The following is a 21,752-nucleotide window of genomic DNA, read 5'->3' on the forward strand; positions in this document are numbered from 1 at the left end:
CGTTTCACGAATGCGCGCGCGTTTGCGAGATGCGACGACGCAGCCGTCGCAGGGGCGGCACGCGGTCGCAGGGGCGGCATGCGGTCGCAAACGCGCGCGCGTTTGCCAGGTGCGCGCGGAATCGCCCTCGTATCGCCACTACTCCGCGCGCGTTTCACGAATGCGCGCGCGTTTGCGAGATGCGCAGCACCACAGGCGACGCTGCGCCGACGACACCGCACCTCACATAGGCGAGCTGGCCTGCGCCCAGAATCGTTTCGGAATACGGCCGGCATGTCGGGCCTGGTAGCCCGCCGCCACCGCGTTCCGCATCGCCGACGCCATCAGCGCCGGATCCTTCGCCCGGGTCACCGCGGTCGCGAGCAGCACCGCATCGCAGCCGAGTTCCATCGCGAGGGTGGCGTCGCTGGCTGTGCCGATGCCGGCGTCGAGGATCACCGGAACCGATGCGGCGTCGACGATCATCTCGATGTTGTGGGGGTTGGAGATGCCGAGGCCGGTGCCGATGGGTGAGCCGAGCGGCATGACGGCGACGCAGCCAATGTCCTCGAGCCGCTTGGCCAGCACCGGGTCGTCGGTGGTGTACGGCAGCACCTGGAAGCCGTCGTCCACGAGTTGTTCTGCGGCCTTGACCAATTCGATGGCGTCGGGCAGGAGGGTTCGCTCGTCGGCGATCACTTCGAGTTTCACCCAGTCGGTCTCGAGCGCCTCACGGCCCAGTTGCGCGGTGAGAACTGCTTCCGCCGCACCGCGGCAGCCTGCGGTGTTCGGCAACGGGGCGATGTTCAACCGGCGCAGCAGATCCAGCACTCCCGTCCCACCTGCGGCGTCGACGCGGCGCATCGCGACGGTGGTCAGTTCGGTTCCGGACGCGACGAGGGCGTCCTCGAGCACCGCGAGATTCGCCGCTCCGCCGGTGCCGGTGATGAGCCGGGAGGTGAAGGTGCGGCCTGCGATGGTCAGACCCGTCATGGCCTCAACCACCCTGAACCGCCGTGAGAACGTCGATTTCCCAACCCTTTTCGACGCCGGTGGTGTCCCAGCGACTCTTGGGCAGCACCGCTCCGTCAACGGCGACAGCGATGCCCTTCTCGGGCATGCCCAGGAATTCGAGCAGCCGACGCATGGTCATATCCTCGGTGAGCAGGTGGTCCTCACCGTTGACGGTGATACCGATCGCGACCTGTGTCATGGTGTCCTCTCGATCTGCGGAAATCTCTGGGGCTCGGCCGCTTTCGCCTCGGGCAGCGTCTCGCCGGAGATCAGCGCGGCGACGGCGTCGGCGGTGATGGGCGCGAGCAGGATGCCGTTACGGCCGTGTCCCGTGGCGGCGATCAACCGGGGAGACAGCCTGCCGATCAGCGGCAGCCCGTCCGGGCTCATCGGCCGCAGTCCGGCAGCGGTTTCGTACAGCTCGTACTCGCCGATGCTCGGCATGAGTCGTTCGGCGTCGGCGATGAGGTCTCGTACCCCGGCGACGGTGACCTGGGTGTCCTGGCCGGATTCGTATTGGGTTGCGCCGACGACCAATCCGTCGCCGCGCGGTACCAGGTAGATTGCACGGCCGTGCACGGTTCCGCGAACGGTCCGGTTCGGCGGCGGTGCGGCGCTCGGCCGCCGTCGCAGGCGGAGGATCTCCCCCTTGACCGGCCGAACCGGCAGCGTGGGCCACAACGCGGCCGACTGGGCACCGGCGGCCAGGACCGCCTGGTCGGCGTCGGGCATGGTCTCCACCGGGGTGGTCACCAACTCGACTCCCGCGTCCAGGCACCCCTGCTCGAGCGCGGCGATCAGCGCCCGATTGTCCACCGACAGTTCGGTCGGAGCCAGCAGGCCCAGTCGAATGTTCTGTGCCAGAGCAGGTTCGAGCTCACGCAGCTGCGCTCGTGCCAAAATCTCGAGTTCGTGCCCCTGTTCGCCCACCCATTCGGCGATGGTTCGTAGGTCGGCGGCGTCGGCGGAGTCGAGGGCGACCGTCACCGATCCGGTCGCGGAGAACACGGAGGGGCCGGGGAGGCGTCGGGCGAAGTCCGGCCACCGCGCCAACGACGCAGCGCCCAGATGCAGCAGTTCGTGTTCGCCGGGCCAGCCCTCGGACAACGGGGCCAGCATTCCGCCTGCGACCCAGGATGCGCCTCGACCGAGCGCGGGATCGTGCACGACCACTCGGTGACCGTCCTCGGCCAAGCGCAGCGCCGTCGACAACCCGATGACGCCTCCGCCGATAACGACGATATGCACGCGATTCACGTCCTCACTCCCTGCGCCCGCATGATCGGGTTCAGGTATTGACGGTAAGGGCGGCGAACCCACTCTCAGCCCCACGAACCCTGGGACTCCCGCGATCAATCTTCGTTTTACAGCCACCATGAGAATACAGTTCGCTTTGTGCATCCATCTCAGACCGCCCGCAACCAGACTCCCCGTGAGCGTCTTGCGTCCGCTCGCCTGTACCTGTGTACCGATGCCAGGCGCGACAAGGGCGACCTCGCGCAGTTCGCCGAGGCCGCGTTGTCCGGTGGCGTCGACATCATTCAGCTGCGCGACAAGAACTCCGCAGGCGAGCGAGAGTTCGGTCCCCTCGAAGCCAAGGACGAGCTCGCTGCGCTGGCGATTCTGCTCGCTGCGACCAAGCGGCACGGTGCGCTGCTTGCGGTGAACGATCGCGCGGATCTGGCATTGGCCTCGGGCGCGGACGTGCTGCATCTGGGTCAGGGCGATCTGCCGGTGCACTATGCCCGTCAGATCCTCGGGCCGGACGTGGTGATCGGCCGGTCGACGCAGAACCGCGCTCAGTCCTCGCTCGCCGCGATCGAGGACGGCGTCGACTACTTCGCCGTCGGGCCGGTGTGGCCGACGCCCACCAAGCCCAACCGCAAGGCCGCGGGACTCGAAGCTCTGCGCGCCACCGCGGACGCGCTACCGGAACGGCCGTGGTTCGCCATCGGCGGCGTCGACGCGACCAACGTGGATCAGGTTCGAGCGGCCGGAGCCGACCGCATCGTGGTGGTCCGGGCGATCACCGAGGCCAGGGACCCACAGGCCGCAGCCCGCGAATTGGTCCAAGCGCTGCAGGCCTAGAGCCAACCCAGCACTGCGGACGGCGTCAGGACCTGCACCGATTCCGGCAGCCGGTCGCGTAGTCCGCGGTCGGCGGTGACGAGCGCGGTCAGGTCTCCGTCGATGTCGGCCTGCTCGGCCAAGGTGTCGTCGCCACTGCCATCGGCGAGAATCGTCCGGGTGCGGGGGTCTTCGACCACGGCGTCCCGGGCCTGGCCTTCGAGCACGGCTTCGATGCAGGTGAGCCAGCCGTACTGACCGCTGGGCAGTTCGACGGTGCGGGGCAGCGTCTCGGCCAGCGAGGTCAGCAGTGCGCCGGTCGATCCGGCGCGATCCTTCCACCATCCGTTCGGCCGGGACCCCAGCACGTTCGCGGTGTCGAGCAGCACCCGCAGCGGCACGGTGCGGAGCGACGGCCAGCTGGACGCGAACCCCGGATGCAACGGGAGTTCGTCGACGATCGACTCCGGTACCCAACGCAGCTCGGTGCTCTCCCCGTTGGGCACAGTGGTCAGCGGATGATCGGTATCGGCGACGACGGTGGTGTAGGACCAGCCGCTCTCGACGCTCGCGGTGACGCGCTCGCTGCGCACACTGACCTGTTCGGCCGAAATACCGGCTTCTTCGTGGGCCTCGCGCACCGCCGCGTGGGCGGTGCTCTCGTGGGAATCGCGGGCTCCGCCGGGTAGTGCCCAGGTTCCGCCCTGGTGACTCCACAGGGCACGGTGCTGCAGCAACACCACCGGCTCGCCTGCATCGGACGGCGCACGCAGCAACAGTCCGGCGGCACCGTGCTTTCCCCAGTGCCGAGTGCCGTTCTCGCCGATCACCCAGCCGTCACCGTCACCACGCATGCTCACCACCCTAGGTGAATCACCTGCCTGTAGTGGCTGCAGTACCGTCCGCCTACTTATATGCTCGGGTGCGTGATCGCGGCCGGTATTACCCCCTCCGCTGCCGTCCCCCCGACAACGGCTACGCACGTCGGTGTCGCTGCAGGCAAGCCACCGGTTCGCTACACGATGCGTTCGACGCCTGCGCGGTTGGTCGCGATGGGAATCGCGCTGGTGGTGCTCGCGTTGACGGTCGGAAATCTCGCGTCCACGGCCGTGCACGATCGGGTCGACACCCTCGGCACCCTGTTGGTGCGCACCGAGCCCTTCGCGAACTCGGCACAGAATCTGTACGGGGCCCTGTCGGTGGCCGACGCGGCTGCGGCCACCGCGTTCATCGCCGGTGGTCTCGAACCGCCCGAGGTACGCGAGCGCTACTCGCAGGCGCTCGGGGAGGCGTCGTCCGAGCTGATCGCGGCCTCGGCCGGGGTGACCGAGAACGACGCGGCCACCAGCGCGGTACTCACCCAGATCGCCGCTGGGCTGCCGGTGTACAGCGGTCTGGTCGAGACGGCCAGGGCCAACAACCGCAGCGGAAATCCGGTGGGCGCGGCGTATCTCGGTGAGGCATCGACGATGATGCAGACGAGTTTGCTGCCCCTGGCGGAGAAGTTGTACACCGAGCAGGCGTCGCGGGTGTCGGCCGATCAGGAACGGTTCACCAATCCGCCCCTGTTCGCGATCGGCTCGCTGGTGTTCCTGTTGCTGATGACCGGCCTGGCCCAGTGGTACCTGTCGCGGACCACTCGCCGCACGTTGAACGTCGGATTCCTCGCTGCCACAGTCGCTGTCGCCGGGCTGCTCGGCTGGATGCTGGTGGTGGGACTGGTGTCCTCGATCGCCACCGATCGCGCGATCGACCGCGGAGTGTCTCCGCTCAAGTCCTACACGACGGGTTTCATTCTGGCGCAACAGGCCAGGGCGGACGAGACTCTCGATCTCGCCCGCCGCGGCGGCGGTCAGGATTACGGACAATCGTTCGACGCCAACGTCTCTCGGCTCACGGAGATGTTTCAGGGCGATACCGCGGTGATCGATGCACTGAACACGTGGTCGGTCTCGCACTCGAGGATCGATTCCGCACTCGAGGTCGGCGATTTCAACGGCGCGGTCTCCATTGCCACCGGGACCGGCGAGTCAGATTCGGCGGCCGCGTTCACCGCGCTGGACAGCGTTCTGGTCGACGGAATCGAGAATGCGCGAAGCGAACTGCGGTCCAACATCGACCGATCGGTGTGGGTGCTGTCCGGACTCTCGAACGGCGCATACGTGCTCACCGTCGTCGCGTCGGTCGCCTTCGGTGTCGGCCTGTTCCCGAGGCTGCGGGAGTACCTGTGAAACGTCTACTCGCCGTCGGCATTCTGGTCACCGCTCTGTTGGTCGGCTGTGCGCCGCCGGAAAACTCTGCGCCGCAGGTCGACACGACGTTCACCGAACCGCCGCTACCGGACGGCGCGTCCGTCGCCGCTCGGCCAACCGAGAGCCCCGCCGACGACGAGTGCGCCCGCCCCACCGCCAGCCTGCGACCACTGCCGACAGGCACCGATGCTCCGCCGCCGCCACAGCCGACACTCGACGCACTACGCGCCAAGGGCCGGTTGGTCGTCGGATTGGATACGGGCAGCAACCTTTTCAGCTTCCGCGATCCGATGTCCGGGCAGCTGGTCGGGTTCGATGTCGACATCGCGCGGGAGGTCTCACGAGACCTGTTCGGCGATCCGAACCGGCTGGACTTTCGCATCCTCACCTCTGCGGAACGGCTCGAAGCTCTGCAGGATTCTTCGGTGGACATGGTGGTCAAGACCATGACCATCACGTGCGCTCGCCGCAAGGACGTCCAGTTCTCCACCGTGTATTTCCAAGCGCAGCACCGCGTTCTGGTGGTGCAGGGATCGGGCATCCGCGGAGTCGAGGACCTGGCGGACAAGCGAGTGTGCGCTGTGGAGGGCACCACCTCGCTGCGACGCCTCCAACGAGTCCAACCCGCCGCGACCGTGGTGACGGTACCGATGTGGTCGGATTGCCTTGTGGTGCTGCAGCAACGGCAGGTCGACGCCATCAGCACCGACGACGCGATCCTCGCCGGCCTCGCGGCACAGGATCCTTACCTCGAGATCGTCGGTGACAGCCTGAGCCCGGAGCCCTACGGGGTGGGAATCAACAAGAACAACGAGGATCTGGTGCGCTTCGTCAACGGGACGTTGGCGCGCATCCGCTCCGACGGCACCTGGAATCGCATCTACGACCGGTGGCTGACGGTGCTCGGCCCCTCCCCCGGTCCGCCCAGCGCGACGTACAGCGATTAGGGGCCTTGGACATGGACGACGACGAACAGCAGCCCACGGCCCCGGCGGAGCGAACGCAGGCGGTCTCGCGCACCGACGACAGCGAGCGCACCCGGGCAGTGTCGAGAACGCAGGCAGCCTCGGGAACGGACGGAGTCGAGCGCACTCAGGCCGTCTCACGGTCATCGGTCGGCGATCGGACCCCGACGTCGACTGCGTCGCACACTGCTTCCACCCGCTCCAAGACCGGTCGAACGAGATCCGGTCGATCGCGCAGCACCGGCATTCGGCGGCGACTCGGCGGCGGCCTGGTGGACGTGCCCCGCGTCGAACCGATCGATCCCGCCACTGCAGTGATGTCGGATCCGACGGTGCCGCAGCACAAACGGTTCTGTTGGAAGTGCAATGCCAAGGTCGGCCGAAGCGAACCGGGCGAGCCCGACGTGGCGATGGGCATCTGCCCACACTGCGGCGCAACGTTCGACTTCACTCCGTTGCTCGAGCCGGGCGATCGCGTGGTCGGCCAGTACGACGTGCAGGGCTGCATCGCACACGGCGGGCTCGGCTGGATCTACCTCGCCATCGACCGCAATGTCAGCGACCGCTGGGTGGTACTCAAGGGACTGCTGCACTTCGGTGACGAAGAGGCCCACGCCGTCGCGGTCGCCGAGCGGCAGTTCCTCGCCGAGGTCGCCCATCCCGGCGTGGTGAAGATCTACAACTTCGTCGAGCAACCCCGCAGCGACGGGTCGACCGTCGGCTTCATCGTCATGGAATACGTCGGCGGCCGTTCACTGCGCGACATCCTCACCGCCTGCGGCGACGGTGCCCGTCTGCCCGTCGAACAGGCGCTGGCCTACGTCCTCGAAGTGCTTCCGGCACTGGGCTATCTGCATTCGATCGGGCTGGTCTACAACGACCTCAAACCGGAGAACATCATGGTCTCCGACGACCAGATCAAACTCATCGACCTCGGCGCGGTCGCGGGTATCGAGGACTACGGCTACCTGTACGGCACGGTGGGCTACCAGGCACCGGAGATCGTGAAGACGGGACCGACGGTGGCGTCGGACATCTTCACGGTGGGTCGCACCCTCGCGGTGTTGACGCTGGACATGCCGTCGAAGAACGGCAAGTACCTCGACGGCCTCCCTTCGGCCGAGGAATCCGACGTACTGCAACAGTTTCCGTCGCTGCATCGCCTGTTGCTGCGCGCAACGCACGAGGATCCCACTCGTCGGTTCCGATCCGCGGACGAATTCGCCGGGCAGGCCACCGGCGTGCTGCGTGAGATCCTGGCCATCAGGACAGGTGTCGAGCGGCCGGGACTGTCGACGGTATTCAGCCCGCCGCGTACGACTTTCGGCACCGAGCAGTCGGTGGGGCGCACCGACACCTACGTGGACGGCACGGTCCGCCACGAACGAATGACGGCAGCCGAAGTGGTTGCCGCGCTCCCGGTTCCGCTGGTGGATCCCAACGACCCGAGCGCGCCGCTGCTGGCGGCGGCCGTACACGTCGAACCTCGACAGACCCTGGACTCGCTGCAGCACGCCAAACGCAACGGCATCGAACGCGTCACCGCCGGAGCCGAATCGAGCCGTTCCACCGGCTCCTCGAGTCCTGTGGAACTGAGTCTCGAGATCACCCTCGCCGAGGTCAAGGCCCACCTGGATCTCGGGAACGTCGTCGAAGCAACCGACATTCTGGCCAAGGTGCAGTCGACCGACCACACCGCTGACCCGTGGCGAGTGCAGTGGTACGCAGGCCTGATCGCGCTGTTGCATCACGAATACGACTCTGCGTTCACCAGTTTCGACAACGTACTCGGTGCAATGCCCGGCGAACTCGCACCCAAGCTCGCCCTCGGAGCCACCTCCGAGCTGCTCGGGCATGTGGCCGCAGGCAACGTCGAGGAAGCCGAGAAGTGGCGGGCCCGCGCCGAGGGTCTCTACCGAGCGGTGTGGCGAACCAATCGCGGCATCGTCAGCTCGGCGTTCGGCTTGGCCAGGCAGTTGCAGCGCCGCGGCGATCAGACCGGTGCCATCGCCGCGCTCGATCAGGTGCCGATCAGTTCGCGGCACTACTCCATGGCCCGCATGACCAGTGTGTTGACGTTGCTGATGGATCGCTCGCGAGCCGAGCTGTCCGAGTCCGATTTCCGTTCTGCGGCACGACGAGTGGCGTTGCTACCCAAGGCCGAGAGCCGGGCGCTGCAGATGCGGACGCTGGTGCTGGCGATGGCCCTGGACTGGATCGTCTCCGGCCACGCCGCCACAGCCGAGCGAGAACCCATTCTCAGCGTCCCGTTCACCGAGGACGGATTGCGGCGCGGCACCGAGAAGGGGCTTCGCGCACTGGCCCGCAACGCCACTGATCGCGCTCACCGCTTCTCGCTGGTGGATCTGGCGAATGCGATCAGGCCACGTTCGTTGTTCTGACTGCCGCGTTGTTCTAGCCGCCTTGTCGAACCAGGTCGTCCGCCGCACGAGCGATCGCCAGCTCCTCGTCGGTCGGCACCACCAACACCGTGACGGTGGACGCGTCGGTCGAGATCACCCGAGCCTGCTTGCTGCGCAGCGTATTACGTTCGGCGTCGATCTCGATGCCGAAGCCCTCCAGGTTCGCGAGGGCGTCCGCGCGCACCGCTGCGGCGTTCTCACCGACACCGGCGGTGAACGTGATGGCGTCGAGCCGACCCAGCCCGATCATGTACGCACCGATGTACTTGCGCAGGCGGTGAATGTAGACGTCGTACGCCAGACGTGCGGAGGCGTCCCCGTCGTCGATCCGTTCCTGCAGTTGCCTGAAGTCGTTGACCCCGGACAGTCCGATCAGGCCGGAGCGACGGTTGAGCAGGGCGTCGATGTCGTCGACGCTCATGCCTGCACTGCGACGCAGGTGCATGATCACTCCGGGGTCGATATCCCCACTGCGAGTACCCATCACGAGACCTTCGAGGGGAGTCAGTCCCATCGACGTGTCGACCGCCTTGCCGCCTGCGATGGCCGAGGCCGAGGCACCGTTGCCCAGATGCAGCACGATCTGATTCAGGTCCTCGAGGTCGCGGCCCAGGAACTGCGCCACCTGCTCGGACACGTACCGATGCGAGGTGCCGTGGAAGCCGTAGCGCCTGATGTCGTGCTCGGCAGCGACGGTCGCGTCGATGGCGTAGGTCGCGGCCGCGTCGGGCAGGGAATGAAAGAAGGCCGTGTCGAACACTGCCACGTGCGGCACGTTCGGCAGTTGCTTCCTGGCGACCTCGATGCCCAGCACGTTCGGCGGATTGTGCAGTGGTGCAAGGTTGCTCAGATCGGAGATCTGCTGCACTACGGAGTCGTCGATGATCGTCGGACGGTAGAACACCGTCCCGCCGTGGACCACGCGATGCCCGACGGCGGTGACCGATTCCAGTTCGACGCCTGCGTCGGCGAGCATCTCGAAGGCCAGGGCCAGACCGGCACCGTGGTCGTCGATGTGCTGGATTCGCTCGACACTCTCGCCACGGTGGTCGAGTTCGACTCGGCCGTCGGATTCACCGATGCGCTCGACGAGTCCGCTGGCCACGGATTCCCCCGAGCCGGGGTCGACGAGTTGGAACTTGACCGAGGACGAACCGGAGTTGACGACGAGGATGCTCACTTGCCCTCCTGATCGGCTGCTGCGGCGATGCCCTGTGCCTGAATCGCGGTGATGGCGACGGTGTTGACGATGTCCTCGACCAGCGCACCGCGCGAGAGATCGTTGACGGGCTTGCGCAGGCCCTGCAGAACGGGTCCGACGGCAACCGCACCGGCGCTGCGCTGGACGGCCTTGTAGGTGTTGTTGCCGGTGTTGAGGTCCGGGAAGATGAACACCGTCGCTCGGCCCGCGACGTCGGAATCGGGCAGCTTCGACGCGGCGACGGACGGTTCGATCGCTGCGTCGTACTGGATCGGACCCTCCACGAGCAGTTCGGGATTGCGTTCGCGCACAAGTGCTGTGGCCTGCCGAACCTTGTCGACATCGGCTCCGGAACCCGACTCGCCGGTGGAGTACGACAGCATGGCCACCCGCGGCTCGATCCCGAACTGGGCCGAGGTCTGCGCCGAGGACACGGCGATGTCGGCGAGCTGCTCGGCCGTCGGGTCGGGTACGACGGCGCAGTCGCCGTAGGCGAGAACACGATCGGACAGGCACATCAGGAAGATCGACGACACCGTCGACACGCCCTCGGTCGTCTTGATGATCTCGAACGACGGCTTGATGGTGTGCGCGGTGGTGTGCGCGGCACCGGAGACCATGCCGTCGGCAATTCCCTTGTGCACCATCATCGTTCCGAAGTACGAGATGTCGGCCATGATCTCGCGGGCACGGTCGATCGTCATACCCTTGTGCTTGCGCAGCTCGGTGTACTCGGCCGCGAAGTCCTCGGCGTAGTCGCAGTTCTTGGGATCGAGAACCGTAGCGCTGTCGAGGTCGACGCCCAGTTCCGATGCGCGTCGCCGAATGGGACCTTCCTCGCCGAGGATCGTCAGGTCCGCGACCTGGCGCTGCAGCAGGCGTCCGGCAGCCCGGAGGATGCGATCGTCGCCGCCCTCGGGGAGCACGATGTGCTTGCGGTCGGCGCGGGCCCGGTGGATCAGCTGGTACTCGAACATCTGCGGGGTCGTGATGGTGGGAATGGCGATGTCGAGCCGACCCAGAAGGGTTTTCGCGTCGACCCGCTGCTCCATCAGGCCGAGTGCGGTGTCCACCTTGCGCTGCGAGCCCACTGCGACGCGGCCGCGCGTCTGCGCTGCAGCAGAGGCGGTATCGAAGGTGCCGAGCTCGGTGGTCAGGATCGGCAACCGGGGGCCGAGCCCTGCCACCAGTCGGGCGATCGCCGGGTGCGGCTCGATGCCGCCGTTCATGATGATGCCGGCGAGGGACGGAAAGCCCTCCGCCTCATGGGCATTGACGAGGGCGAGCAACACGTCGGATCGGTCCGCGGGCGCGATGACGACGACGCCCTCGGTGAGGCGTTCGAGGATGTGCTCGGCCGTCATACCACCGACCATGACCCGCAACGCTTCTCGCTGCAGCAGCGACGAGTCACCGGAGTACAGGGTGCCGTCCACCGCCTCGAGCAGTTCCGCCATCGTCGGCGCGACGAGGAGCGGAATCTCCGGCAGAGACCACGCAGGCACGCCGACCGACGCCAATGCGTCGGTCACCGCGTCGAGATCGTCCGGCGCGCAACGGTTCGCCACGATCGCAGCCAGGTGGGCATGGTGCTGACGCAGTTCGCCCTGGCACAGAGTGGCCAACTGCGCGATCTCGTCGGGCGTGCGACCGGACCCGCGCAGCGCAAGCAGCACGGGGGCACCGAGATTGACAGCGATGCGGGCATTGAAACCGAGCTCACTGGGGCTGCCGACGTCTGTGTAATCACTGCCCACGATCACCACGGCGTCGCACTGGGACGCCACCTCGTGATACCGGTCGACGATCTTGCTGAGCGCTGCATCCTGATCGGCGTGCACCTGCTCGTACGTGACACCGAGCGACTGCTCGTACGTCAGATCTGCGGTGGTGTGCTCGACGAGCAACTCGAGAATGTAATCGGGCTCGTCGGTGGATCGGGCGATGGGACGGAACACCCCAACCCGGGCCGCGGACGCTGCGAGCATCTGCAGCACACCGAGCGCGATGGTCGACTTCCCGGTGTCCCCTTCCGGTGACGCGATGTAGATGCTCGAGGGATACATGTCCGACGCGTCGGTGCCGCTGGGCTCAGCCATGCCAGCCAGCCTAGTAGGGGTCGTTCCGCAGGCTCCACTCCTGCCTAGTAGGGGTCGTTCCGCAGGCTCCACTCCTGCCTAGTAGGGGCGGGGTGTTGACACCGGGCGCGGTCGGGTTGTCCCATGAACCATGGCCGAATCACCGTTCCCGGATGTGCGCTGGGGCAGCGAAACCTCGTTCATCCGCAAGCCCGCCGTGAAGTTCGCGTCGACGAAGCCCGGTTCATGGGTCATCAGGAACCTCGCAGGCGTCGACCGGTGGTTGCTGACCAAGTCGGACGGCCGCTTCACCGTCCTCGGGCCGATCGCGGCCCCGGTGGTGTTGCTGACCACCACCGGCCGCAAGTCCGGCAAACCCAGGACGAGCCCGCTGCTGTACTACCGGGAGGCCGAAAAGATCTACGTCGTCGGATCCAATTTCGGTCAGCAGCACCACCCGGCGTGGACGTCGAATCTGATCGCCGACCCTAAGGCCGTGGTGGCCATCGGCGGCAAGAAGATTCCGGTGACGGCCACCCGGATCACCGGAGACGAGAAGGCTCGCATCTACCGGCAGTTCGACGCCATGGTCGAGGTGTACGGCGAGTACGAGACCCGGACCGACCGTGACATGCGATTGTTCGCACTCACGGCCGATCTCTAGTCTCGTCGGGAGTCAGCCGAGCTTGCGCAGGCGCGGCGCGAGGTCCTTCTCGAACAGCTCGAGGAATCGCTTCTGATCGTGACCCGGCGCGTGGAACACCAGGTGATTCAGACCGGCATCGGTGTACTGCTTGACCTTCTCCACTGCTTCGTCCGGGTCCGATGCGACGATCCACCGCTTGGCGACCTGCTCGATCGGCAGCTCGTCGGCGGCCTTCTCCATCTCGATCGGATCCTCGATCGAGTGCTTCTGCTCCGGCGTCAGCGACAGCGGGGCCCAGAAGCGGCAATTCTCCAGCGCCAGTTCGGGATCGGTGTCGTAGCTGATCTTGATCTCGATCATCTTGTCGATCTCACCGGCGTCGCGCTCGGCCTTGCCCGCGCCCTCTTCCACGGCCGGAAGCAGCTTGTCGGTGTAGAGCTCCATGCCCTTGCCCGAGGTACAGATGAATCCGTCGCCCGCGCGGCCTGCGTAACGCGCCACCACGGGACCGCCTGCGGCGATGTAGACCGGGATACCACCCTCGGGAACGTCGTAGATCGACGCGCCCTTGGTTGTGTAGTACTCACCCTCGAAGTCGACGCGGTCGCCGAGCCACAGCTCGCGCATCAACCGCACCGACTCACGCAGGCGCGCGAATCGTTCCTTGAACTCCGGCCATTCGCCGGTGAACCCGGTCGCGATCTCGTTGAGCGCTTCGCCGGTGCCCACACCCAGCATGATGCGTCCGGGATACAGGCAGCCCATCGTCGCGAACGCCTGAGCGATGACCGGCGGGTTGTAGCGGAACGTCGGCGTCAGCACCGAGGTGCCGAGCTGGATCGTGTTCGTACGTTCCCCGACGGCCGTCATCCACGCCAGTGAGAACGGCGCGTGGCCACCCTCGTGTCGCCACGGCTGGAAGTGGTCGCTGACCGTCGCCGAATCCATACCGTGCTGCTCGGCGAGCACACCGAGTTCGACCAACTCCCGCGGTCCGAACTGCTCCGCCGATGCCTTGTACCCCAGCTTGAGACCCTGCGCCACGCCGAACTCCTGTCGTTGGTCGTCCTAGTTCTTCGATTGTGCACCCGCGGTGGTTGGTCTCGCGCTACTGGATCCCCAGAACGGTGACCACTGCAGCCAATACGGCCACCGCGCCGATACCGACGGCGAAGATCCACAGATCTCGTGACTCGGGCATCGGTGCACCCTTCTCCAGGGCATCACGAACGCGCATCCACCGTCGTAGACCGATGATCGGTGCCGCCGCGGCGAGACCGATCAGGATCAGCCCGAGTCCCGTGCGGACCCACCCGGTGCTGAAATCGGGAACCAGGTGGACGACCGCGATACCGCCGGCCAGGAGCCCCAGCGACGTCCGCAGCCAGGCGAGAAAAGTGCGTTCACTGGCCAGCGTGAACCGCTCGTCTGGGCGCGTCACTGCTGTGCGGCCATGCGCTCGCGAATCAGATGGGCAACCAGGTCCGGATCGTCGGGGGTGAAGACCGGCGAGATGCGGCGGAGGGTGAGCACCACTGCAGTGTCCTTCTTGGGACGCATCACGTCCAGTGGAAGCCACTGGTCGATCCAGGACGCTCCCCACAGCCTCCACCGCCCGTTCCAATTGCCGAGGACGGCGGTGTCGACGGCGCGAATCCGGTCGTACGGAACGAACTTCTTCGTAGCCAAGGGAAAGTAGTAATACCTCAGCGTGACGCCTGCCTCGTCGAGACGGACCAGTCCATCGTCGTAGATCACTTTGCCGTTTATTCGCATAGGTAACGGTATGTCTTCGAGGTCAGAGCACGCAACAACGGATTTCGAAACCTATCTCGCGTTCGGCGCGGGCGTGCGGACCAGCGTCAGGTGCGAGGTTCGACGCAACTCGAATCCGATGGAGAGATAGAGCTCGATGGCGTGCACGTTCGCGGCCGACGCATGCAGGAACGGCTCCTCGCCGCGGGCGCGAATGCCATGGCCGATCGCGCGAACCAGGTCGGTGGCCAGCCCCTGCCCGCGAAACGCCGGGTCGGTACACACGGCACTGATCTCCGTCCACCCCGTGGGGTGCATACGCTCGCCCGCCATCGCGATCAGAGCGCCATCGCGTCGAACACCGAGGTACGTGCCGAGTTCGATGGTGCGGCGCAGGAACGGTCCGGGCTCGGTGCGGCGAACCAGATCGAGCATCTCCGGGACGTCCGCAGCGGTCAGCTCGACCGCTTCGGCGAAGGGCCGTGTCTCGAGGTGCGTGCCGAGGAGCTGCACCAGACCGAAGGTCTCGAGGTGCGACCAGCCCTCGGGCAGTGCGCGTTCGGGGCCGGCAAGGGCGACGACGGTTCGCGGGCCGAACAGGGCCGCGATGTCGTCCCAGTCCTGGGTCTCGAGGACGTCGGGGTGCACCAGGAACGGAGACACCTCGGGATCGGCACGGATGATCCGCCCGCGCCGGACCGCGAACCGCGAGAGCGAGCCCTCGAGGGAATTACGAACGGGGTCGTCGAGAGGATGAGCAGACACGACAGACAGCGTCGCACGAACCGACTCACGGCTCTGCGCGCCGTCGGACTCGACACCAATACTTATACCGGTATCGTTGTTCGTCATACGGCGAAAGGCACCACATGATCGAAATTCTTCCCCCCACCAAGATCCCCCTCGCGCGCGAATCCGGCGCCCTGGTAGCTGGGATTCTCCGAACCGTCCGCGAACGCGCCACAGTCGGCACCAATCTGCTCGAGATCGATCAGTGGACCAAAGAGATCATCGAGCGAGCCGGGGCGACGTCCTGCTACGTCGACTACGCGCCGTCCTTCGGTCGCGGTCCGTTCGGTCACTACATCTGCACTTCCGTCAACGACGCTGTGCTGCACGGTCTTCCATACGACTACGCGCTGGCCGACGGCGATCTGCTGACGCTGGACCTGGCCGTGATCCTCGGCGGCGTCGCAGCGGACTCGGCCATCAGTTTCGTCGTGGGTGAGAACAAGCCCGCGAAGAGTCTCGCGATGATCGACGCCACCGAACGTGCCCTGGCCGCGGGAATCGAAGCGGCTCGACCGGGCAACAAGATCGGCGATATCTCCCACGCCATCGGCACGGTGCTCAATGCTGCCGGATACCCGATCAACATGCAGTTCGGCGGCCACGGCATCGGCTCGACGATGCACCAGGATCCCCACGTGTCCAACTCCGGACGGCCCGGCCGCGGCTACCGTCTACGCCCGGGGTTGATGTTGGCGCTCGAGCCGTGGGTCATGGAGGACACCGACGAACTGGTCACCGACCCGGACGGCTGGACTTTGCGGAGCACGACGGGCTGCCTCACCGCGCACAGCGAGCACACCGTGATGATCACCGACGACGGTGCAGAAATCATGACGCTCCCCAAATCCTGACCCGACGGCCACGGGGTCAACCATTGCGATCACGGTGAACGGATCCCTGGCGGAACTGCCGATCGTCGACGACTCTGTGGCTGTGAACGAGAACTGTCGCTGCCCACGCTGACCATCCGTCCCGTATCAGCAGCACCCTTGTCACAGGAGCCACCCGTCATGAGCACCGAAGCGACCGTCGTCGTCCGCATCTCCGATTCCGGCACATCGTCCCTGCAGGGACTGACTCGCCCGCAACTGCACGCACTCGCCGACGCCCTTCGCAGCGCCGCCAAGAGCTACGCCCCGCACGCGAAGATCCTGACGCGCTTCGATGTACGCGTCAGCGAGCTCAACGCTCCCCTGGTGATCGATCTACCCGCCCGCGATGTAGTCCTCGGCGGTAAGAGCGTACGACTCAGCCACACCGAGTTCGAGATCTTCGCGTACCTGGCGCAGCGCCCACGCGTCGTCATCGGGAGGTCGGAACTGAGTACCTCCGACGGCAGTCGCAGCGTCGACGTGCACCTGTCTCGGGTGCGAACCAAGCTGGGTCACTTCGGCCGACTGATCACCACCGTCCGCGGTGCCGGTTACCGATTCGACCCGGAGCCGGGCATTCGCGTCGTCACCGAGCCGGCCGTGCTGCGGAGCGCCTGACCGTTACTGAGACAGTGCGACGGACCTGCGACGACGGTTTCGGCGCACGACCACGAAGACCAGCAGAGCCACGAGGACCACGGCGATGATCGCGCCCAATGCCGTCGCGCCGCGGAAGCCCGGTGCGCTGGTGTCGAGGGTGCGTTCGCCGGCATGAGCGGCGTTGCTGGTTCCGAGAACGATGGTGAGGGTCAACAGGTTCGGGATGGCTGTGACGACGGCCAGGATGACCGATCCGATAGCCAATTGCTTTCCTGCCCTGCCCTTGCGGACCGACCATGCGCTCCAGAAGAACACCAGCGGCGCGAAGGTGCAGACGATGCCGAACAGCAGTCCCCACAGAATGCCCTTGGTGAACGTGCGATCGGCCAATTCCTCGACCCGCAGACTCCACCAGCGCGGCAGGAATGCAGCGAGGATGAAGTACGCGATCAGCAGAAGCACGATGCCCGCGCCGACAAGAATGGCGCGTCGCTTCCAGTTGGCCGAACTGGTCGACGGTGCGGGCGTGGTCGGATCGGCAGTCATGCCGACAATCGTAGAGCCTGCACAGCAGTGCCCCGGTCGTGTCGAGACCCGATCGTTAACTGAAAATCTCCGCAGCGACAAAAACTAGCTCCGACCGGCCGAGACGTCGTCCAACGGGCTCTTCTCGGGCCCGCGTCCCTCGGCGGGAATGCGATACGGCCACAACGCTCGTGCCAGCACTGCGGATGCATCATCGGCCGCGGACACCGAAGTCGACCGAGGATCGCTGCTATTCGTACCGGACGCCCGAGACCTCACACCCCTCGTGCAGACCGATCACCCCTGATCTGACCCGAGTTGGAGTGATCGGTCAGGAAAATGGGTGTGAAGTTGCCCGAACAGGTCAGGGAATCAGGACGAACTTTCCGCGGGGGTGAGCCGTCTGCAGTTCGGTGTGCGCCCTCGCGACGTCGTCGAGTGGGAATGTCTTGGCGACAGTCACCTCGAACACTCCCGCACCCGCCTGCTCCAACAGTGTCGGCGACGCGAGGCGTCGACGCTCCATACTCGCCGGCCCACCGACGGTGAGGAAACCGTCCGCTTGCGCCCGGCCATGCGCTGCGATCGTCACCAATTTGCTGCGGTCGGTGAGCAATTCGAGGGACACGTCGACGGCTTCGTCCGTGCCGACGGCGTCGATGGCTGCGTCGATGCCATCCGGAGCGACCGCCCGCACGCGGCCGAGCAAGCCGTCGCCGTATTCGACCGGCTCGGCTCCGAAGGCACGCAGCGCCTCGTGATTCCGAGCGCGGGCAGTTCCGATGACGGTGGCACCACGCTCCTTCGCGAGCTGAGCCACCACAGATCCGACACCGCCCGCAGCGCCGTGCACGAGCACCGTGTCACCGCTCTTCACCCCGACGGATTCCAGTGCGTCGTAGGCCGTTCCGGCGACGGCCAGCACCCCGGCAGCGACGTCCCAATCCAGATTCGCCGGCTTCGGGAACACGAAGCGCGCGGGCGCGAGAATCTTCTCGGTGTACGTTCCGTTCACGCCGGACACGATCACCTCGTCGCCGACGGCGATCGGACCGACCGGGCCCTCGACGATGCCACCGACTGCCACCACGATTCCCGACGCCTCACTACCCAGGGCGATCGGGAGCTTGGATTCGTCGGTGCCGAACGCACCGCTGTAGCTCTTGAAGTCGAAGGGATTGACGCCGATCGCCTTCACCTCGACCACCACCTCACCCTCGGCGGGTTCGGGTAGCTCTCGGTCGACGATCTCGATGACTTCCGGACCACCGTAGGACGCTGCAACCGCTGCTTTTGTCATGGAACGTACAACGACTGACACGGTGCGAAATGTTCCGGTCCGACTCCGGCGTCGCCGCCGCCTCAGACAGCCACTGAGAGCGGGATCAGTTCGTCCTGGTCGAGGACCGAACCTGCGCGTTGGTGAACAGCACTCGGCTCAGGCAGGTTCGCGCGGTCGACCCAGTAGTCGATTGTTTCCCGATCGGCCTCAAACTGCGCGAGTGTTTCCAGGCAAAGCCATGACACGACCGAGAAGTCCGGTTCTTCACCTTCGAGACCGACCAGTGCCAGTTCGTCTCCCACCGCGAGCAAAGCACGATCCACTTCCGAACTACTGGTCTCCAGCCACTCCATGGCGCGACGGAGTAACCTCCAATCCGACTGGGGCACAGGCTCGGAAGCCGACTGCCTGCACAGTTCCGCTGCAGCGGCGAGCACATCCACAACCGGCCCCGACACTGCACCGTTCAGTTCGACGAGCAAGCCTCGCTCCGAATCGATCAGGTCTGCCATGTAGTGCCAGCGGACGGGAACTGTTGCGTCGTCGGGCCACAACTCCGTCATGCCGAATTGAAGTCGGGAGATCAGCTCCCTCGGTGAACTGCACGAAGCGGCGAAGCGAAAAGCGTCGTTCATGTCGATCATCCCCACTGGGTCAACACTCAGCCAACGGACACCGGCTCGGAATCGAGCTCCGGAGGTGCTGCAATGCAGTCGCGTCTGTCGCCGAACAAGCAACGCTGCTGTGGTCGTTACGTCTGCCTTGCCCGTTATTGAACGCCGTGACCAGCGACAGCGCGACTCGGCGTTACACCGAACCGACAACGTCACAATTTCGAGGCCTAGTTACCCGCCCCACGACAAGACACTGAGAATTGTGAGCGTCACTAAGGCGTACAACTCGAGAGGTCCGGGAACGTCTGTTCGAAAGTTTGTCGGTGGGTCGCGGTAGATTCTGTTCATGCTTTCGGGGGACGGCGGATCAGGGGTGGACGGCATCGAGACGGTGCCGCCCGCCCCTGAGGTGTCCGATCCCGACCTGTCTGCTCTGGTGGACGCGGTGGAATCCGCAGTCACGGAGTTGGCCGATCAGGCGTCGGTGGCGTGGTCGAACGCGGACCGGCGTGCGGTGATCCAGCGGATGGAAACGGCGACCAGGTCGCTGACCGCGCACTCGTACACCTGGCTCAACGAACTGATCTCTCAGCACGGCCTCGATGTGTATCCGGGGTCGGTGCCGTCGTCGGTGGCGTGGATGCTGCGGATCACCCCACGAGCAGCAAGCGCGCGAGTGCGTCTGGCCGCGGATTTGGGGGATCGCACCGCGTTCTCCGGTGAAGTACTGCCGCCGCTGCTGCCGCACACTGCCGAAGCACTGCGGGCCGGGTTGCTCGACGCCAAGTATGTCCAGATGATCCGCGAATTCTTTCGGCACCTGCCCAAGGACGTCGATCCGCAGACCCGCGATCTCGCCGAACAGCAGTTGGTGGGCTTCGCATCGACCAGGCGGCCTGACGACTTCGCGCCGTTGGTGGCGAATCTGGACTCGATCCTCAACCCCGACGGCGACTACGACGAAGACGAAGACGACGACGAGGACGAAGACGGGAAACCGCCGAAGCCGCCCAAGCGACGGGATGCGTTCTTCTACCTCGGCGAACAAGGTGCAGACGGCATGTCCGAGGGAGAATTCTGCGTCGACCCCGAACTACGGGCCTACCTCGAAGCCCTGTTCTCCAAAGCCGCGAAACCCGGCATGTACAACCCCGCCGACGGAAAACCGATCGTCGACGACGAGACCGACAGCTCTTCCGGAGGCAAGGACAGCACGAGCCCTGGGGCCGCGAGCGACGGTGCGCGTCCTGATCCTGCAGCAGCCGAGAAGGATTCGGCAACACCGGGCGATGTCGCCGATACCGACACCCCAACACAACCGGAGCCGGACGACGGTCCGCCGAGCGGCGCGGGACTGTGGGGCGACGGTCCATGCGACGGAGACGGCAACTGCGGAGGCGGCATCGAATGTGGTTGCGGCACAGACTCCGACGACACTGCCGAACCCGAATCCGATACCGCCGAAGCGCAGAGAAAGGCAGCGGCGCACGACGCTGCCGCAGCTCGTGACATCCGCACCCCACGCGAACGCCAACACGACGCCCTGAAACTGGCACTGAGGCACACCCTCGCCTCCGGCACACTCGGCACCCACCGAGGCCTACCCGTCACCGCCATCGTCACCATGACCCTGCGCGATCTCGAAGCCGGCCGCGGATACGCCAAAACCGCCACCGGATCACGCGTCTCCATCCGCGACGCCATCCGCATGGCCTCCCACGCCCACCACTACCTCACCCTCTTCGACGACCACAGCAGAGCCCTCTACCTCGGCCGCTCCAAACGCATCGCCTCCGCCGACCAACGCATCGTCCTCATCGCCCGAGACCGCGGCTGCAGCTTCCCCTCCTGCACCCGCCCCGCAACCTGGTGCCAAGCCCACCACGTCACCGACTGGACCACCGGTGGCCTCACCGACATCGGCTCCCTCACCTTCGGCTGCGACATGCACCACGCACTCGTCGGCACCGGACCAGGCAAATGGGCGACCACCAAAACCACCGCAGGACATCGCTACCCGGGCCGCACCCTCTGGCACCCACCCACCGGAATGGACCCGCGCAGGCGCGGGCTGATCAATCACGCACACCACCCCGAAGAAGTCCTCTACCCACCCGACAACCACGACGCTGTCGGCGACGAGGAACCACGACAACCCGCATGACGGCCCGAACCAGTCTCAGAGCACAGCCCTGCCTGCAGCACGTGCATCTCTGCCGGCGTCGTCGTTGGCACGAGGAACGGACCCAGGCGGTCGCGCCCGCAGCGACATCCCATCCATCCTCGAATCACACTGATTCGAATCGTTGTGCGCAGTCGGGAATCCGGTGACGATCGAACGATGTCGAGGAACAGCACGGTTGCCATGATCGAGCGCGGAATCTCCCCTGCCGTCGAATCCTGGGACTGGCAGGTCGACGCACTGTGCCGCGGGCAGGACTCGGAGATCTTCTTCTCTCCGCACGGCGAAGCGCGCTCCGCTCGCCGGGAACGTGAGGATCGCGCGAAGCAGGTGTGCGCCGGGTGCACGGTGATCGAGGCGTGCCGACAATTCGCCCTGGCAGCGAACGAGCCGTTCGGAGTCTGGGGCGGAACGACAGCTCGGGAGCGGCAGCTACTCAGAACCAACTCCCGACGTGCCGCCGAGCGACAGGCGAGTTGACCGCGCGCGGGTGCCTGCGGGGGTG

23 protein-coding genes and 1 riboswitch are annotated in these 21,752 nt (G+C 66.0%); of the genes, 9 read left to right on the plus strand and 14 right to left on the minus strand.

Features of this window, described 5'->3' with window-relative positions:
• Nucleotides 1–222: 222 nt before the first annotated feature.
• The 3 genes from AB0366_RS06255 to thiO all read right to left on the minus strand — a co-directional run bounded on the left by AB0366_RS06255 (nt 223) and on the right by thiO (nt 2,241).
• Nucleotides 223–972, minus strand: coding sequence for a thiazole synthase (locus tag AB0366_RS06255; protein WP_366243124.1), 750 nt, complete (start codon nt 970–972; stop codon nt 223–225).
• Nucleotides 973–976: 4 nt separating this feature from the next.
• A complete protein-coding gene (thiS, locus tag AB0366_RS06260; RefSeq protein WP_366243125.1) occupies nt 977–1,192 on the minus strand; it encodes a sulfur carrier protein ThiS in 216 nt (71 codons plus the stop codon).
• Complete coding sequence (thiO, locus tag AB0366_RS06265) at nt 1,189–2,241, minus strand: glycine oxidase ThiO (RefSeq protein ID WP_366243796.1); 1,053 nt, start codon at nt 2,239–2,241, stop codon at nt 1,189–1,191. The genes thiS and thiO overlap by 4 nt, the downstream gene beginning before the upstream one ends.
• Nucleotides 2,240–2,353, minus strand: a riboswitch (TPP riboswitch). It overlaps the preceding gene by 2 nt.
• A gap of 35 nt (nt 2,354–2,388) precedes the next feature.
• Here thiO and thiE point away from each other — a divergent pair.
• Entirely contained in the window at nt 2,389–3,081 is a 693-nt protein-coding gene (thiE, locus tag AB0366_RS06270; protein ID WP_366243126.1) for a thiamine phosphate synthase, read from the plus strand.
• On the opposite strand, the gene AB0366_RS06275 is transcribed toward thiE, so the two are convergent.
• Nucleotides 3,078–3,914: an NUDIX hydrolase gene (locus AB0366_RS06275; protein ID WP_121872962.1), complete on the minus strand. Its 837-nt coding sequence runs from the start codon at nt 3,912–3,914 to the stop codon at nt 3,078–3,080. The two genes, thiE and AB0366_RS06275, sit on opposite strands and share 4 nt — an antisense overlap.
• 72 nt (nt 3,915–3,986) lie before the next feature.
• On the opposite strand from AB0366_RS06275, the gene AB0366_RS06280 reads away from it, so the two are divergent.
• Genes AB0366_RS06280 through AB0366_RS06290 form a run of 3 tightly spaced genes read left to right on the plus strand, consistent with a single transcriptional unit; the run spans nt 3,987 to nt 8,679 of the window.
• Nucleotides 3,987–5,291 (plus strand): hypothetical protein, encoded by a 1,305-nt coding sequence (locus tag AB0366_RS06280; protein ID WP_366243127.1) that lies wholly within the window; start codon nt 3,987–3,989, stop codon nt 5,289–5,291.
• A 23-nt stretch (nt 5,292–5,314) separates the two neighbouring features.
• Entirely contained in the window at nt 5,315–6,259 is a 945-nt protein-coding gene (locus tag AB0366_RS06285; RefSeq protein ID WP_366243798.1) for a glutamate ABC transporter substrate-binding protein, read from the plus strand.
• 11 nt (nt 6,260–6,270) lie between these two features.
• Nucleotides 6,271–8,679, plus strand: coding sequence for a tetratricopeptide repeat protein (locus tag AB0366_RS06290; RefSeq protein WP_366243128.1), 2,409 nt, complete (start codon nt 6,271–6,273; stop codon nt 8,677–8,679).
• 13 nt (nt 8,680–8,692) lie between these two features.
• Here AB0366_RS06290 and AB0366_RS06295 read toward each other — a convergent pair whose 3' ends face one another.
• Together AB0366_RS06295 and pta are read right to left on the minus strand one after the other, a co-directional pair.
• Nucleotides 8,693–9,880: an acetate kinase gene (locus AB0366_RS06295; protein ID WP_366243129.1), complete on the minus strand. Its 1,188-nt coding sequence runs from the start codon at nt 9,878–9,880 to the stop codon at nt 8,693–8,695.
• Complete coding sequence (gene pta, locus AB0366_RS06300; RefSeq protein WP_366243130.1) at nt 9,877–12,000, minus strand: phosphate acetyltransferase; 2,124 nt, start codon at nt 11,998–12,000, stop codon at nt 9,877–9,879. Before pta ends, AB0366_RS06295 begins: the two co-directional genes overlap by 4 nt.
• 130 nt (nt 12,001–12,130) lie before the next feature.
• Between pta and AB0366_RS06305 the strand changes: the two genes are divergently transcribed.
• Nucleotides 12,131–12,643, plus strand: a complete 513-nt coding sequence (locus AB0366_RS06305) for a nitroreductase/quinone reductase family protein (RefSeq protein ID WP_366243131.1) — start codon at nt 12,131–12,133, stop codon at nt 12,641–12,643.
• A 12-nt stretch (nt 12,644–12,655) separates the two neighbouring features.
• On the opposite strand, the gene fgd is transcribed toward AB0366_RS06305, so the two are convergent.
• From fgd to AB0366_RS06325, 4 genes are all read right to left on the minus strand, one after another.
• Nucleotides 12,656–13,669, minus strand: a complete 1,014-nt coding sequence (gene fgd / locus AB0366_RS06310) for a glucose-6-phosphate dehydrogenase (coenzyme-F420) (RefSeq protein WP_317804942.1) — start codon at nt 13,667–13,669, stop codon at nt 12,656–12,658.
• A gap of 64 nt (nt 13,670–13,733) precedes the next feature.
• The gene (locus tag AB0366_RS06315; protein ID WP_121872230.1) at nt 13,734–14,066 is read right to left on the minus strand and encodes a DUF202 domain-containing protein; all 333 of its coding nucleotides are present in this window, start codon (nt 14,064–14,066) and stop codon (nt 13,734–13,736) included.
• Nucleotides 14,063–14,383 carry a hypothetical protein gene (locus AB0366_RS06320; RefSeq protein ID WP_366243132.1) on the minus strand — a complete coding sequence of 107 codons (321 nt, stop codon included), beginning with the start codon at nt 14,381–14,383 and terminating at the stop codon, nt 14,063–14,065. Before AB0366_RS06320 ends, AB0366_RS06315 begins: the two co-directional genes overlap by 4 nt.
• A 69-nt stretch (nt 14,384–14,452) precedes the next feature.
• On the minus strand, nt 14,453–15,145 hold the full coding sequence (locus AB0366_RS06325; protein WP_366243133.1) for a GNAT family N-acetyltransferase: 693 nt from the start codon (nt 15,143–15,145) through the stop codon (nt 14,453–14,455).
• Nucleotides 15,146–15,249: 104 nt separating this feature from the next.
• On the opposite strand from AB0366_RS06325, the gene map reads away from it, so the two are divergent.
• Both map and AB0366_RS06335 read left to right on the plus strand, forming a co-directional pair.
• A complete protein-coding gene (gene map, locus AB0366_RS06330) occupies nt 15,250–16,023 on the plus strand; it encodes a type I methionyl aminopeptidase (protein WP_366243134.1) in 774 nt (257 codons plus the stop codon).
• A 159-nt stretch (nt 16,024–16,182) separates the two neighbouring features.
• Nucleotides 16,183–16,662, plus strand: coding sequence for a winged helix-turn-helix domain-containing protein (locus AB0366_RS06335; RefSeq protein WP_366243135.1), 480 nt, complete (start codon nt 16,183–16,185; stop codon nt 16,660–16,662).
• Nucleotides 16,663–16,665: 3 nt separating this feature from the next.
• On the opposite strand, the gene AB0366_RS06340 is transcribed toward AB0366_RS06335, so the two are convergent.
• From AB0366_RS06340 to AB0366_RS06355, 4 genes are all read right to left on the minus strand, one after another.
• Nucleotides 16,666–17,190: a hypothetical protein gene (locus tag AB0366_RS06340; protein ID WP_032393749.1), complete on the minus strand. Its 525-nt coding sequence runs from the start codon at nt 17,188–17,190 to the stop codon at nt 16,666–16,668.
• A gap of 84 nt (nt 17,191–17,274) precedes the next feature.
• Nucleotides 17,275–17,397 (minus strand): hypothetical protein, encoded by a 123-nt coding sequence (locus AB0366_RS06345; protein WP_366243136.1) that lies wholly within the window; start codon nt 17,395–17,397, stop codon nt 17,275–17,277.
• A gap of 136 nt (nt 17,398–17,533) precedes the next feature.
• Nucleotides 17,534–18,469 carry an NADP-dependent oxidoreductase gene (locus tag AB0366_RS06350; RefSeq protein WP_366243137.1) on the minus strand — a complete coding sequence of 312 codons (936 nt, stop codon included), beginning with the start codon at nt 18,467–18,469 and terminating at the stop codon, nt 17,534–17,536.
• A gap of 62 nt (nt 18,470–18,531) precedes the next feature.
• Nucleotides 18,532–19,095, minus strand: a complete 564-nt coding sequence (locus tag AB0366_RS06355; protein ID WP_366243138.1) for a hypothetical protein — start codon at nt 19,093–19,095, stop codon at nt 18,532–18,534.
• Nucleotides 19,096–19,411: 316 nt separating this feature from the next.
• Between AB0366_RS06355 and AB0366_RS06360 the strand changes: the two genes are divergently transcribed.
• Nucleotides 19,412–21,229: a DUF222 domain-containing protein gene (locus AB0366_RS06360; RefSeq protein WP_366243139.1), complete on the plus strand. Its 1,818-nt coding sequence runs from the start codon at nt 19,412–19,414 to the stop codon at nt 21,227–21,229.
• Between the two features lie 177 nt (nt 21,230–21,406).
• Nucleotides 21,407–21,727, plus strand: coding sequence for a WhiB family transcriptional regulator (locus AB0366_RS06365; RefSeq protein ID WP_366243140.1), 321 nt, complete (start codon nt 21,407–21,409; stop codon nt 21,725–21,727).
• The last annotated feature ends 25 nt before the right edge of the window (nt 21,728–21,752 follow it).

Source organism: Rhodococcus sp. NPDC076796 (genome assembly GCF_040702765.1).
Taxonomy (GTDB): Bacteria; Actinomycetota; Actinomycetes; order Mycobacteriales; family Mycobacteriaceae; genus Rhodococcoides.